At 45.3% G+C, this 13,713-nt stretch carries 13 protein-coding genes; 11 read left to right on the top strand and 2 right to left on the bottom strand.

Features of this window, described 5'->3' with window-relative positions:
• Positions 1 to 45 precede the first annotated feature (45 nt).
• Complete coding sequence (locus tag MKX34_RS25015; protein WP_038572957.1) at positions 46 to 1,062, top strand: LacI family DNA-binding transcriptional regulator; 1,017 nt, start codon at positions 46 to 48, stop codon at positions 1,060 to 1,062.
• Between the two features lie 473 nt (positions 1,063 to 1,535).
• Here the strand turns inward: MKX34_RS25015 and MKX34_RS25010 are convergent, their stop codons facing one another.
• Positions 1,536 to 2,486 (bottom strand): sugar kinase, encoded by a 951-nt coding sequence (locus tag MKX34_RS25010; RefSeq protein WP_076297535.1) that lies wholly within the window; start codon positions 2,484 to 2,486, stop codon positions 1,536 to 1,538.
• Between the two features lie 346 nt (positions 2,487 to 2,832).
• Between MKX34_RS25010 and MKX34_RS25005 the strand changes: the two genes are divergently transcribed.
• The 6 genes from MKX34_RS25005 (at position 2,833) to MKX34_RS24980 (ending at position 7,907) form a co-directional block, all read left to right on the top strand.
• Complete coding sequence (locus MKX34_RS25005) at positions 2,833 to 3,474, top strand: bifunctional 2-keto-4-hydroxyglutarate aldolase/2-keto-3-deoxy-6-phosphogluconate aldolase (RefSeq protein ID WP_038572952.1); 642 nt, start codon at positions 2,833 to 2,835, stop codon at positions 3,472 to 3,474.
• A gap of 238 nt (positions 3,475 to 3,712) precedes the next feature.
• Positions 3,713 to 3,949, top strand: coding sequence for a hypothetical protein (locus MKX34_RS25000; protein ID WP_038572950.1), 237 nt, complete (start codon positions 3,713 to 3,715; stop codon positions 3,947 to 3,949).
• 308 nt (positions 3,950 to 4,257) lie between these two features.
• On the top strand, positions 4,258 to 4,806 hold the full coding sequence (locus MKX34_RS24995) for a sigma-70 family RNA polymerase sigma factor (RefSeq protein WP_036677530.1): 549 nt from the start codon (positions 4,258 to 4,260) through the stop codon (positions 4,804 to 4,806).
• On the top strand, positions 4,803 to 6,065 hold the full coding sequence (locus tag MKX34_RS24990) for a zf-HC2 domain-containing protein (protein WP_076297534.1): 1,263 nt from the start codon (positions 4,803 to 4,805) through the stop codon (positions 6,063 to 6,065). Before MKX34_RS24995 ends, MKX34_RS24990 begins: the two co-directional genes overlap by 4 nt.
• 276 nt (positions 6,066 to 6,341) lie before the next feature.
• Positions 6,342 to 7,361, top strand: a complete 1,020-nt coding sequence (gene holA, locus MKX34_RS24985) for a DNA polymerase III subunit delta (RefSeq protein WP_036677525.1) — start codon at positions 6,342 to 6,344, stop codon at positions 7,359 to 7,361.
• A 36-nt stretch (positions 7,362 to 7,397) separates the two neighbouring features.
• The gene (locus tag MKX34_RS24980; RefSeq protein ID WP_076297533.1) at positions 7,398 to 7,907 is read left to right on the top strand and encodes a hypothetical protein; all 510 of its coding nucleotides are present in this window, start codon (positions 7,398 to 7,400) and stop codon (positions 7,905 to 7,907) included.
• A 154-nt stretch (positions 7,908 to 8,061) separates the two neighbouring features.
• On the opposite strand, the gene rpsT is transcribed toward MKX34_RS24980, so the two are convergent.
• Positions 8,062 to 8,334 (bottom strand): 30S ribosomal protein S20, encoded by a 273-nt coding sequence (gene rpsT / locus MKX34_RS24975; RefSeq protein ID WP_036677521.1) that lies wholly within the window; start codon positions 8,332 to 8,334, stop codon positions 8,062 to 8,064.
• Positions 8,335 to 8,638: 304 nt separating this feature from the next.
• Here rpsT and gpr point away from each other — a divergent pair, with 304 nt between their 5' ends.
• The 4 genes from gpr (at position 8,639) to lepA (ending at position 13,613) form a co-directional block, all read left to right on the top strand.
• Positions 8,639 to 9,640: a GPR endopeptidase gene (gene gpr / locus MKX34_RS24970; protein ID WP_036677518.1), complete on the top strand. Its 1,002-nt coding sequence runs from the start codon at positions 8,639 to 8,641 to the stop codon at positions 9,638 to 9,640.
• 156 nt (positions 9,641 to 9,796) lie between these two features.
• Positions 9,797 to 11,137, top strand: coding sequence for a stage II sporulation protein P (locus tag MKX34_RS24965; protein WP_076297532.1), 1,341 nt, complete (start codon positions 9,797 to 9,799; stop codon positions 11,135 to 11,137).
• Positions 11,138 to 11,172: 35 nt separating this feature from the next.
• Complete coding sequence (locus tag MKX34_RS24960; protein ID WP_036677514.1) at positions 11,173 to 11,658, top strand: hypothetical protein; 486 nt, start codon at positions 11,173 to 11,175, stop codon at positions 11,656 to 11,658.
• Positions 11,659 to 11,798: 140 nt separating this feature from the next.
• On the top strand, positions 11,799 to 13,613 hold the full coding sequence (lepA, locus tag MKX34_RS24955; protein ID WP_036677511.1) for a translation elongation factor 4: 1,815 nt from the start codon (positions 11,799 to 11,801) through the stop codon (positions 13,611 to 13,613).
• Positions 13,614 to 13,713 lie beyond the last annotated feature (100 nt).

Below are 13,713 nucleotides of genomic sequence, written 5' to 3'. Positions count from 1 at the left end.
CTTTTTGATAAAGTATTTTCTTTTGAGAAGAGTGGAGCCGAAGCGATGAAGAAGTTAACGATTGATGATGTGGCTCAAAAAGCGGGAGTTTCGAAAAGTACGGTCTCCCAATTTTTGAACAAACGTTTTAAATATATGAGTGAAGCGACGAAAAACCGGATTGAGGCAGTAATTGAGGAGCTTAATTATCAGCCGAATGGTCTGGCGCGCAGTCTGAAGCAGAATCGGACGCATATGGTCGGGATCATCGTAGCCAATATTGACTATACGCTGTCAATCCAATGTATCCGGGCGATTGAGAATGAGCTGCAGCATCACGGAATCCAAGTGATCATATGCAACGCGGATGAGAATGCGGAGAAAGAAAGCAAGTATGTAGAAACCTTAATCGCACGTCAGGTGGACGGGCTGATTATTTTTCCTACAGGGAATAACCCGTCTGCCTATAGCAAGCTGATAGAGGCTGATTTTCCGCTAGTCTTTATGGATCGTCTGGTAGATGGAATCACCACGCAGAGTCTATTGCTGGACAATGAAATGGCGGCAAAGATAGGCGTAGGGCAGCTAATACAGCAAGGTCATGAGCGGATTGCTCTGGTGTCCCTCCCAATTGGGGAGCATGCGATTACCCCTCGGAAAGAGCGGATTAGTGGCTACAAAAAAGCGATGGAAGAAGCGGGCATAACGCTGCGTGAGGAGTATATTTGCAGTGTATCCAAAGAGGAATTAGCTTCGGGGCTGGAACACTTATTAGCACTGCCGGAGCCGCCGACCGCGTTGCTTGCTACGAACGACATCACGCTAGCGGAGATTTTGAAATATGCGAATCGAAATGCCATCTCTATTCCAGAACAGTTGTCGGTCATCGGGATAGATGATGCGGAATTCGCGCAAATATATAATCCGGTCATTACGACAATCCGACAGCCTGCTTACGAGATGGGGATGCAGGCTGCCAAGATTATACTCTCTTGTATCGAGGATAAGGGAGCTTCTGTTCCAATTACATATCGTTTCCCGCCGACCTTGCAGCAAGGGCAGTCGGTGAAGTCTTACAAATAAGTTCGAACTATAAAAAGGGGAGTGCCCAGCAGCTATTTCTTAGCTTGTTGAGCACTCCCCCTTTTATTGGACCTAACTTTATCTAAAAACTAAACTTGGGTTTGATTGAGTAATATTTTCGAGCAGGAAGTCGCTATCGGACTCAGCTGATCTTATAAGCAGTATAATCCCATATTTGGAGTACTATCGGACCCCATCGCAGTTATCGGCATGGAAAACATGCTAAATGCCCTTTTTCATAAGGAATAGCGTCACTGGAGTCCGAAACTACGCCGCAAAGGTAAAAAAATCGCAAATAGCGTCTTCTGGGTCCGAAAGCCCCAGGGGTACGTGATTACACTGCTGAAGCATAGCAATAGCAATAGCAATAGCATAGCCATAGCACCATAGTATAGCCATAGCAGCCAATCAGCGACCCAAAAAGCAGAGCAGCGCTCCTCCAATAACGGAGAATCGCTGCTCTTTTGCGATTATTAGACTTCTTGTTGCATAAACTTCGCAAGTTCCTCACGGGTGGGAAGTCCGTCCATATCGCCTGGCGACATGACGGCTAACGCACCGATCGCATTGCCGCGTTTGACGGCCTCAGCAATCGGAAGCTTTTCCAGCATCGCACTGATTACGCCAACCGCAAATCCATCACCTGCACCCACCGTATCAACAACCTGCTCCACCTTGAATCCGTCCACGTAACCTTCCCCAGCAGAGGATTTATAGTAAGCGCCTTCAGGGCCAAGCTTGATGACGACTAAGCTTACGCCACGCTCCAGGTAATAGTCAGCAATCTCTTCGGGTGTGCTCAGTCCGGTAAGGATTTTACCTTCACCGAGTCCCGGCAGGAACCAGTCGCAGCGTGTAGCCAGATCATTGATGGTACTCACCATTGTTTCTGTATCCGGCCATAAGCTAGGACGCAGATTAGGATCCAGAGAGATCGTCTTTCCTTTACTCTTCATAAATTCCATAGCGTGAATAGAAAATTCAAGACAGTTCTTGGACAAAGCGGCGGAGATACTTGTAACATGCAGATGTCCTGCGGAATTGAAGTAGGCCTCGTCAAAATCCTCCAGACTAAGCGTGGAGGCCGCGGAGTTTTTGCGGAAGTATTCGACCTTTGGATCGCCGGTAACCACTTTCGATTTGATAAGCATACCTGTTGAATACTCTTTAGTAAAAGTAATATTGTCCGTATTAATGTTCTCATTCTTCATCGCCTGAGCAATGAATGTGCCAAAGTTATCTTCGCCAAGCTTCGTAACATAACCTGTAGGATGATTCAAACGCGACAAGCCTGTAACCACGTTGCTTTCTGCACCTGCTAATGCTTTGGAGAACGAAAATACTTCATGCAGAGGACCGGCCTCATTCGCATAAAACATCGCCATCGGCTCCCCGAAAGTGACGGCATCCAGCTGTTTACTCATTTTTAGTTCCTCCTAGGGTAATGATTTTATCCCAGTATAATGATTTGTAATTTGAAATTATCACATAAATCGGTTTTGTACAATAAAAGAATGATTTTTAACCAAAAAACTTTTTTCGTAAAAAGAAAATAATGTTTCCATAAACCCTTGTTTTATAAAGGTTTTTATTAGATTTTATTGATTATTTCCACCTGATGTAGTAAAAATGTATTGACTGTTAATCGTATTGTTATTACTATTTCCTTATAGAACAAAACGCAATAATTAGTAAATTTAATAAAAAAGTTTATCTAAAAAAGTATTTCCTGTTTATCTATGATCGTACCAAGAGAAAGGGAGTCTACTGATGAAGAAAATGAAAGTATTACAGAATGTGGCATCCGTCGGGGTTGTAGCGGTTATTCGAGCAGATAGTGCTGAGGAAGCTTTTAAGATGTCCGTTGCTTGTATAGAAGGCGGTCTAAATAATATTGAGGTAACTTTTACTACACCAGACGCGGACGTGGCGATTAAGAGATTGGTTGCAGAGTACGGGAGTCGTGCGGTGATTGGCGCCGGAACTGTCTTGGACCCATTAACAGCTAGAATAGCCATTCTTGCAGGTTCAGAGTTTGTCGTTAGTCCCTCTTTTGAAGTGGAGACAGCTAAGATGTGTAATCTTTACGGCATTCCCTATATGCCTGGTTGCATGACATTAAATGAAATGAAGGAAGCGTTGAAGTACGGCGTGGATGTGCTTAAACTGTTCCCTGGCAGTGCTTTCGGTCCGGATTATGTAAAAGCGGTTAAAGGTCCTATGCCACATGTGAATATTATGCCGACCGGTGGTGTGGATTTGAACAATATGGAGAAGTGGATTGCAAACGGCTGCATGGCTGTGGGCATTGGGGGGAATTTGACTGCACCGGCGAAGAATGGCCGATACGATCAGATTACCGATCTTGCTGCCCAATATGTGGCGAAGTTTAAAGAGATAAAAGGGATTTAATGTATAGTTCGAACGAAGATTGAAATCCAGATTCGCGTTTTTATTTATAGGCTGTGTGGCTGACAGATGTTGGCCATGCAGCCTTTTTATGTTGATTTTCTTTGAGCTGTCCATATTCCTTTTATTCTATGCTTTTTAGAAAGTATAGAATCGGGATAAAGATAATAAACTATATAATAGAAGAGTAGTGATACATGGACTGAACGTCAGGATCTATTATCCAGCCGGGAGTGAGTATATGCCTGCTTATAATGACAAAAAGCTGTATCAAGCAGCGGATGAAGATGATGCTGAGTACGTAGAAATTGAGTCGGCATTCCATGGTTGTAAGGTGACGGAAGGGCAGATCTACAGATTAGAGCGCAATTACAATAACCCTCAATTATTTGAGAATGGAGAAGCCTATGTGGTGGATGATGAGACTAGGGAAAACTACGCGGTCTTCATGCTCTGCAAAATTGCGCTCTATAAATAGAGTTTCTTGCTCGATTCCGGAGGGTAATATTTAAGACAGACGGCTTCATTTCCGACAAGGGGATAGGCCGTTTCTTTTGATGTCATTTTTGTTACTAAGATAGTGAAAAAGAGTATTTGAATGATTGTTGTTTCCCCTGTATGCTTAGTAGGAATTATTGGCTGTGCAATGCGGGATAGCGCGTTGTAACGGCTGGCTTAACATGACGTTCTAAGAAAAGTTTGGTATTCTAAAAATATTAATTACACGGTTGCAACAAATTCGCAGTCTTGCGCGTCAGTAAGATTGCATAGAGAGGGGGAACCTTCGTGGTGGAGCAGGGACTCATCAGAGCCGCTCAAGCGGGCGATCGCGACGCTCTAATCACCCTATTGCGAGAAATTGAAGGACATGTATATAAAACGGCCTTCTACATTTTGCATAATGAACAAGATGCGTTAGATGCATCTCAGGAAGCCTTGATCCGGGTTTATACAAAAATCGGCTCATATGAGGAGAAGGCCCAGTTCAAAACGTGGGTTCAGCGAATCGTCACTAACATTTGCATTGATAAATTCAGAAGAACTAAACCTACAGTTTCTATTGATGAACATGAAATGGTGTTTCAGGATAAACACAATGTGGAACGTGAGGTTCTATCCTCTTATTTAGCTGAGGATATACGTGAAGCAATTGATCAATTGCCCGAGCATCATCGGACAGTCATTGTCCTGCGCTATTTACAGGATTTTTCTTACAACGAGATTGCAGATTGTCTGGATTTGCCCTTGAATACAGTGAAATCATACTTATTTCGGGCTAGACAGCAACTGCAGAATAGACTTCAGGAGTACCAGAAAGGTGGTGTATCGGGATGAAATGCGCGGAGGTGATGGAATGGATGCACCGCTATTTAGACAAAGATTTGAGTCAAGATGAGATTGTTGAGATGTTCCGTCATATCGATAATTGTCCTTCCTGCGCGGAAGTCTTTGAGCGCCTGACACTTCTCTCCAATGAATTGGAGCAGTTGCCAGACGTGAAACCCCCGTTTAGTCTGGTTGACTCTATTTTACCTCAGCTTGCAGAATTGGATCGAAGCAGTCGTGAACAGAGTGCTGTGAGATCTGAGGATCCGGTTGTTGTCCCATTTTCACGTGAAAGCTCCCGCGGTAAACCTGCCAAGGGAACCTCTATAGCAACACGGACAGGCATTGGAGCTATTGCAGCTGCCGTTCTATTAGGGATCGCAATATTTAATATGCCCGATAAAATGCCTGGGGCAGAAGTAGAACAAAGGATGCAGGATAGTGCTAAAACAGCCAGCGATGATACTAAGGATACAGCAATGGAATCGCAAGCTTCTATTACTGCTAACTCTGATGGAGCTTCTCCTGCCGCTGGTGGAGAGAACGAGGGCGCTGCGCAGTTTAAGACGGATGCACCGGAGATGAACGAAGATAACGCCGCTTTAGATAGAGCGACGGGACCAGTGGACCCTGCCTCGATGCCAAGTGCACCGGCGGATGCAGCTGATGCGGGAGCGGGAGCTGGAGGGCGGTCGATCACTGAACCGCCTCAAAGCGCAGATCCTAAACCGACAGAGAAGATTGCTCCGCCAAGGCAGGATGTCGCCACGAAATCTCAAAATTCAGATTCTAGCAACGCCAGTAGCAATCAGCTAAAGGTGGATAATAAGGAGCAAACTGCTGATATGAATTCAGACAGCGCAGCCGATTCTGCTCCGCTGATGGAGGATTCTTTAAAGATTCCTTATGACTACGGACGGGAAGTTATGAGCTTAAGCAGTTCTGAAGATCCTAATGTGCAGACTTGGACTTCTCCTGATGGTCAGTATGCTATAGAATTTGTTGGGTTGCAGCTTGTAATTTATAAGAAGTCGCCAGAGGGCTCAGCGGAAGAACGGTTAGCCGTAAACTCTTATCCGCTCGAAGGAAATTGGATTTCTGGTGAATGGTCCGCGGACAGCTCGAAGTTTACGTACGTGACTGAAAAAGATGGTGTGAATGTAACCAAGGTGTTCACTGTACAGGAAGCAGCTACTGCTTCTTCAAGTCCGGCTGCATCCCCTGGAGCGACCCCAACGAACACTCCAACCTCATCTTCAACAAATTAAAGTGGGGTTGGAACTTTTTTCGAAGTTTCTGAATATACTATATCAACAGGACAGGAACTAGAAAGTATAGGTTTTGCAGAACATCGGTATGACCGCCGGATGTGGAGTTTCTAGAGCTTCGCACTCCGTCGTTTATATAGATGCGCCGCTTAAACGGAGAGGCTTTGGCCATGGCTGCCAGAGTTTCTCCGTTTTTGCATGCATTTTTGTAGTTTTTTTTGCTACAATAGAACTCTGGACAAAATGGGCTAGATGAATGGAAAAGGAAGTGGCGGGATGGATGCCAAAACGGCGATAAAAGAAATCAAACAAGGGAAGATCTCACCGTTGTATGTTTTATATGGCAGTGAGAAATTTCGAATGAATGAATTCACGGCACTGCTGGAAGAACAGCTGATTGCTAAAGAGGATCGTGATTTCGCAGTTATTCCCTTTGATCTCTCTGAGACGCCGGTGCAGGCTGTGGTAGAAGAAGCGGAGACTGTGCCATTTATGGTAGAACGTAAACTATTGCTGGTGCGGGATGCCTCGTTATTTACAGCGGGCAAAGAAAATGCCAAACTGGAGCATCGTATAGATCTTTTAAGTGACTATTTGCAGCATCCTGTAGACTTCAGTGTGATCGTCTTTATGGTGAATAATGATAAGCTGGATGAGCGTAAAAAAATTGTGAAGACTGTCAAATCAGTGGGCACAGTATTAGCCTTTAATCCGCTGGGAGCAGAAGAGCTGCTGCGCTGGGTGGAAAAAGGAATTCGTGAGCGTGGTTGTGTAATGGCACCTGGCACTGCAGAAATTCTTATAACGAATGCAGGCACCGGCTTGCAAGGTTTATCTGCAGAGATGGACAAGCTTTGTTTATTCGCTGGTAAGGGCGGCACTGTGGATGCGGGGGCCGTAGAGAGTCTGGTACATCGTGGAACAGAACAAAATGTGTTTACGCTTGTTGAGGATATCGCTAATCTGCGTCTAGATAAGGCGCTTGATACATTATATGAGCTACTGAAGCAGCGTGAGGAACCGATCAAGATCGCAGCGCTGGTTGCGCGGCAGTTCCGCATTATTTTGCAGGTTAAGGATTTATCAGCACATAGTTATTCGCAGGGACAGATTGCGTCACAGATCGGATTGCATCCTTATGCGGTTAAGCTTGCTGGGGAGCAGGCCCATAAGTTCTCCAGTGAACGGTTGCGGCAAATCTTAAGTGCATTGGCGGATCTGGATTATAAAATGAAAACAGGGGCTATAGACAAAGTGCTAGGGCTGGAGCTGTTCATGCTGCGTTTAGGTGTCTGAGCTAAGAAGGGAAAGAGTATTGGAGATGATCTGACTATGAAAAGAATATTTCATTATTCGGCACTGCTTTTACTCGTTCTACTAATTAGTTCCTGTGGCAAAACGGATACTAATTCATCGTCAGGATCTGCCTCTGAGTCGCCTGCGAATACGAATACGAATACGAATACGAATACCTCTGCAGATGCACCTTCTTATTTTGGTGAATGGAGTGTACAAAGTATAGTAGGTTCTACACCTGTCTCGGCAGCGGAGGATGAAAAGCTTATTGGAATGCGAGTAACTTATTCGATAGAAAAAGCATCTTTTGATAAAGATGAAATTATGAGCCCTGAATATAAGGAAGAGAACATCACTAAGGATGACTTTTTTAACGAATACAGAAATGAATTAAGTGACCTTGGGATCGAAACGGAATCGGTTAAGACGGTATCTATAAATAATTGGACGAATCCCGGCAGCAGTTTTATTGTTAAAGACGATCAAACGATGATTTTCTTATGGGATGGTAACTATTATGAAATGAAAAAAAGAAAAAATAAATAAAAGAAGACCGCCTCTCTAAGGTGGTCTTCTTTCATTTAACACACATCGCTTAAAAGTAACTAACACTACTTATTATTAATTAATAGACACAAAAAAACCTAACCGTATGAAGCATAGCGGTCAGGTTCTTCAATTGCTCATTATGAATGTCGTCTTAGGCTTGAGCCGTAAGAGCGTTCAATTTCTTCGCCAAGCGGGATTTTTTGCGGGCAGCCGCATTTTTATGAACCAGACCTTTACTTACGGCCTTGTCCAGCTTTTTGGAAGCAGCTAGGAAAGCAGCTTGAGCAGTTTCTACTTCCGTACCAGTCAGAGCTACATCAGCAGTTTTCACAGCTGTACGAAGCGCGGATTTTTGGGAAGCATTCAGTGCACGGCGTTTTTCGTTCGTGTTTACGCGTTTAACCGCGGATTTAATATTTGGCATTGCATTCACCTCCTGTAAGACATTCGAAATCATTATCAAATGATTCACAACTTAAAATAGTTTAGCATGACCGGTAGCAAAAAGCAATACTTAAAGCTTTCAAATTAAACCTCCGTATCCTGCATAAACATTGGCTTTCTCTCGCACACTATCGACAAAAGAGCATAGGCAGAAGCTTGCCAAATGAGGATGAACTCATGGAAGTGTATGCTTACAAAACTAAGCAGCTGCTTTCGAAGTGAGTTTTGTTCGAAGTAATTCATGGAAGTGTATGCTTACAAAACTTTTAGGAGGCTGGTACACAATGGAACCGGATCTGCAGCTATATTCTGTGCGCACCGATTTGGCGTTAGAGGCAAAGGAAATGGCTCAAGGCCCACAACGAACGCCAATCCCTGGTGTGAACGAAGAAGTGGAAGAGTCTGATGGGATTAAAGTGACCCGTCTTGGTGTAGCTAATGCTGCCGGATCACAGGCAATAGGACGCGCAATTGGCAACTATGTAACCCTTGAGGTACCCGCTCTGCGTGGCGGAGATACAGGCTTGCAGCAAAAGGTGGCAGAAGTTTTTGCCCGCGAATTTGAGGACTTTTTGATCAGAATTGGGATTGGCAAGGATGCATCTGTGTTGATTGTTGGTCTTGGTAACTGGAATGTTACACCGGATTCACTGGGTCCTTTAGTGGTGGAGAACTCACTCATTACACGGCAGTTCTATGAGCTGGTTCCGGATCAGATCTCCCCTGGTTATCGTAAGGTGAGCGCTATTGCTCCTGGAGTGCTTGGGCTGACTGGAATTGAGTCGAGTGAGGTCGTGCAGGGAATCGTGGATCGCACGAAACCTGAGCTTATTATCGCCATAGATGCGTTGGCATCCCGGTCACTGGAGCGTATCAATACGACGATTCAAATTGCCGACATTGGGATCCATCCCGGTTCGGGGATTGGCAACAAGCGACGTGGATTGACCCAAGAAATTCTGGGTGTTCCTTGTATCGCAATCGGAGTGCCCACTGTCTGCTATGCATCAACTATTGTGAATAATGTGCTGGAGATGATGAAAAATCACTTCGGGCAAGGAGCAAACCATACTAAGGAAATCATGGGAATGCTGGACGATATCTCTGAGCAGGAACGCTTGTCATTAGTGAAGGAAGTGCTTGAACCCCTGGGGCACGATTTGATCGTCACTCCCAAGGAAATCGATGAATTTATTGAAGGGATCGCGAATATCGTGGCCAGTGGTTTGAATGCGGCTTTACATGATGCGGTTGATCCTGAGAATGTTGGCGCGTATACCCACTAACTGAATTATGGTTTGTTAAGCCCGGCGGGATGCTGAATTAAGGTATCCTGTACGGGCTTTATGTCTATTCTCTCATTTTCGGTTCTAGTATTGCTCTTGCACTCATAGATTTGGAGTATAAGAGATTACAGAGGGCTGGAGGAGGACATAACTACAATGAATAAAAAATGGTTTCAGCTTTGGAACATCGGCCGTTTAAGGGGAAAAATGCTGGATGTTTTATCGCTGGGGAGAACGATGCTGCTGTTGGCCGGAGGTTCACTAGTATTTTTTATGCTGCTTGGAGCCGGTGGATTGGCCGGACAGAAGCTTAGCTCTTCACCCATTCCTTCAATGAAGGGGCTTGCCGCCTCCCTGTCTAGTGGTTTTTTCATGGAGCTGCTGGGGATGGAGGTGCCGCATTTACCGCAGGGTAAAGAGCCATCCGCTTTTTCAGGTGAAAAGGTAACTTCTTTCGTATTTCAGTTGCTGACCAGCGTGAATCCAGGCGACCCTAAGAGTCTAGTCTCTCGTGAAGTGCCGGGGATGGCGGCGGATGATCCATTTCTTTTGCGGAAAGGTTCAGGTGGATCTACAGGAGCACCAGTGGATTATCATCCTGGGACTGATGAGCTGGCTGAGGGTAGTAGAGATGCGGAAACTTCTGTTCCGGACGAAGGGGACAAGCAAGAAGATGTTACAACACAGCAGCCTGAAGCGACGGTTGCACCATCTCCTGATCCATCAGCGGCGGAGGAAGGGACGGATAAGAGTAATCCGCAAAGCGGTACAGACAGCACTAAGGATACCTCGATCAAACGGATTCTAATCTATCATTCACATCCTAGAGAAGCCTACAATCCTCTGTTAGGGGCAGCAAATGAAAATCCCAGCTCCGGAGTTTCAACTAAAAATGTAATGCTGGTAGGATCATATATTACGAAAAGACTGGAACAGCTCGGGATTGGTACGGTTCATGCCAAAGAAGATTTTCCGACCAAAGTCACCGACTATAACTGGAACTTTTCCTATAAATATTCCCGGATCTTGGTTAAATCAGCACTCAGCGCAAATGAGGAAATGGATAGTTTTATCGACATTCACCGTGATTCGCAGCGTCATAGCAAAACAACAGCTGTTATTGACGGGAAAAGCTATGCACAGGTCTATTTTATCATTGGACATGCAAATAAAGACTGGAAGAAGAACGAAGAGTTTGCCAATAAGATTCATCAACAGCTTGAAAAGAATTACCCGGGAATATCTCGTGGGATATGGGGAAAAGCTGCGGGTAAAGGCAACAACGGAGAGTACAATCAGACCCTGTCTCCCAATAGTGTTTTGATTGAAGTGGGCGGAATTGATAACTCGGCTGAGGAATTAAAGCGGACGGCTGATATTTTGGCAGATGCTATCGCTGATGTGTACTGGAGCAGTCATGACGCTCAGAAGGTGAACGCACCTGAAAAAGTGGCGAATCCCACTACAACACCAAAGAAATCAAACGGAGCTTCGTAAAATAAATTACCAAGGATCAAAAAGGAGTGGTGTACATGTCGCGTTTTGGAAAAAAACTGGTTATGGTTGGGATTTGGGCAGGGATTGGCATCCTCTTAGGGATGCAGTTCGGCGGAAGCGGTGGGTCAACAGTCTCTAAGATTCTACCCGGCTGGAATGCCAGCCCGACTACGCAGACCAGTCAAGTAACAGGCATGCAGCCACAGCCACAACTGCAAAAGAATGGTGTGACACAGGGTGGGCAGACTTATGTATATGTGCCAATGGTAATCGATCCTGTCACAGGTGCATATACGGCTGTTTCTCCTTTGCCTCAAAATAGCAATACAACGCCAGCCGCAGATCCTCCTCAGCAAGTTGTGGATGATTATAGTACGAAATCTCCGGAGCAAATTCTAATTCCTGAGGAGCAAAAGCCTACAGTCGATGTTCTGGCAGATAAGACGGCAGGTCTCTTGCAGCAGGCTTCCCAGAAGGGAATCCGCTGGGTAGTTTCATTGTTCGCTTCGGCAGAAAATTAACAGCAAATTTAGAAGAAACGGTTATTTCACGGGATCGTGTATAGCTGTTTCTTTTGTTTTGGGCCAGCGCGGGATTGATGGAGTAAGCTTGTACTGTTATAATAAGTGGATTAATATCAGGCTGTCTGTGGGGGTAAGGAATGACTGACGTTCAGAAAAGACAACAACAAATTCGCAATTTCTCGATTATTGCACATATAGACCATGGTAAATCGACACTAGCTGACCGCATTTTGGAATACACGGGGGCACTAACCACGCGTGAAATGCAGGAACAGGTACTCGATCAGATGGATCTGGAGCGCGAACGTGGTATCACAATAAAGCTGCAAGCCGTGCGTTTAACCTATCGTGCAGACGATGGTGTAGAGTATTATCTCAACTTGATTGATACACCGGGGCACGTCGATTTCACCTATGAAGTTTCCCGCAGTCTTGCAGCATGTGAAGGCGCACTGCTGGTCGTGGATGCGGCTCAAGGAATTGAAGCACAGACGCTGGCCAATGTGTATTTAGCACTGGATAACAACTTGGAAATCCTACCTGTGCTCAACAAAATTGATTTGCCAAACGCTGACCCTGACCGGGTAAAGCAGGAGATTGAGGATGTTATCGGGCTGGATACCAGTGAAGCGGTTATGGCATCTGCCAAAGCCGGTATCGGAATCAAGGAAATTCTGGAGCAGGTGGTGAAGCAGGTTCCTGCGCCATCCGGTAATTCAGAAGAGCCGCTTAAAGCATTGATCTTTGACTCTCACTACGATCCTTACAAAGGCGTTATCGTCTATGTGCGCGTAATGGACGGGAAGATCCGTGCGGGTTCGAAGATTAAGATGATGGCAACTGAGAAGACCTTCGAGGTCATTGAAGTTGGCGCATTTATGCCGCGTATGACCATTGTCGATGAATTGAACATCGGTGATGTTGGCTTTATCGTAGCTGGGATCAAGCATGTTGGAGATACCCGTGTCGGTGATACTGTCACTGACGCAAAGAATCCTACTGCTGAGCCGCTTCCGGGTTACCGTAAGATCAACCCGATGGTATATTGCGGGTTGTATCCGATTGAGACCTCCGATTATAACGATCTTCGTGAGGCTTTGGAGAAACTCCAGCTAAATGATGCTTCGCTAAGCTTTGAGCCGGAAAGCTCAAGCGCGCTTGGATTTGGTTTCCGTTGCGGTTTCCTTGGACTCTTGCATATGGAGATCATTCAAGAGCGGATTGAGCGCGAGTTCAATCTGCCGCTAATCACAACAGCGCCGAGTGTTATTTACCGAATTATGCTGACCAATGGCGAAATGATCCAAATCGACAACCCGTCACATTATCCGGAGATCGGTACGATTGACTACATTGAAGAGCCGTATGTTAAAGCAGCGATCATTGTGCCTAACGACTTCGTGGGTACTGTAATGGAGCTGTGCCAGAACAAACGCGGCGAGTTCGTAAATATGGAATATCTAGATACTAATCGTGTAACGATTACGTACGAGATTCCGCTGTCAGAGATCGTTTATGATTTCTTTGATCAGTTGAAATCCGGTACGAAAGGATATGCTTCTTACGACTATGAAATTTGCGGATACCGTCGTTCGAATCTGGTCAAGATGGATATCTTGCTTAACAATGAGCAGGTCGATGCCTTGTCCTTTATCGTTCACCGCGATCGTGCCTACAACCGCGGACGTATCATTTGTGAGAAATTACGTGGGATTATCCCTCGTCAAATGTTCGAAGTGCCAATTCAAGCCTCTGTGGGTACGAAGGTAGTTGCGCGTGAAACCGTTAAGGCGATGCGCAAAAACGTACTTGCTAAATGTTACGGCGGTGATATTTCCCGTAAACGGAAGCTGCTTGAGAAGCAAAAAGAAGGTAAGAAACGCATGAAGCAAGTGGGTAGTGTAGAAGTACCACAAGAAGCGTTTATGGCAGTACTGAAGATCGACGAGTAAAAAATAGGTAGAGCCGGGAGAATATCCCGGCTCTATTTTTTTGAGCAGGAGCAGATTACAATAGGGGGAAGGATTGTAAGCACATACAAAGTGAGGGGAG

The sequence above is a fragment of the Paenibacillus sp. FSL R5-0636 genome (assembly GCF_037974255.1).
GTDB classification, from domain to species: Bacteria; Bacillota; Bacilli; order Paenibacillales; family Paenibacillaceae; genus Paenibacillus_AQ; species Paenibacillus_AQ odorifer.
This window is presented reverse-complemented; position numbering and strand designations above follow the sequence as displayed.

Bases quoted from the DNA above. Each gene is read 5' to 3' on its own strand.
- MKX34_RS25015 (WP_038572957.1), top strand. From the start codon at position 46: ATGAAGAAGTTAACGATTGATGATGTGGCTCAAAAAGCGGGAGTTTCG.
- MKX34_RS25010 (WP_076297535.1), bottom strand. From the start codon at position 2,486: ATGAGTAAACAGCTGGATGCCGTCACTTTCGGGGAGCCGATGGCGATG.
- MKX34_RS25005 (WP_038572952.1), top strand. From the start codon at position 2,833: ATGAAGAAAATGAAAGTATTACAGAATGTGGCATCCGTCGGGGTTGTA.
- MKX34_RS25000 (WP_038572950.1), top strand. From the start codon at position 3,713: ATGCCTGCTTATAATGACAAAAAGCTGTATCAAGCAGCGGATGAAGAT.
- MKX34_RS24990 (WP_076297534.1), top strand. From the start codon at position 4,803: ATGAAATGCGCGGAGGTGATGGAATGGATGCACCGCTATTTAGACAAA.
- holA (WP_036677525.1), top strand. From the start codon at position 6,342: ATGGATGCCAAAACGGCGATAAAAGAAATCAAACAAGGGAAGATCTCA.
- MKX34_RS24980 (WP_076297533.1), top strand. From the start codon at position 7,398: ATGAAAAGAATATTTCATTATTCGGCACTGCTTTTACTCGTTCTACTA.
- rpsT (WP_036677521.1), bottom strand. From the start codon at position 8,334: ATGCCAAATATTAAATCCGCGGTTAAACGCGTAAACACGAACGAAAAA.
- gpr (WP_036677518.1), top strand. From the start codon at position 8,639: ATGGAACCGGATCTGCAGCTATATTCTGTGCGCACCGATTTGGCGTTA.
- MKX34_RS24965 (WP_076297532.1), top strand. From the start codon at position 9,797: ATGAATAAAAAATGGTTTCAGCTTTGGAACATCGGCCGTTTAAGGGGA.
- MKX34_RS24960 (WP_036677514.1), top strand. From the start codon at position 11,173: ATGTCGCGTTTTGGAAAAAAACTGGTTATGGTTGGGATTTGGGCAGGG.
- lepA (WP_036677511.1), top strand. From the start codon at position 11,799: ATGACTGACGTTCAGAAAAGACAACAACAAATTCGCAATTTCTCGATT.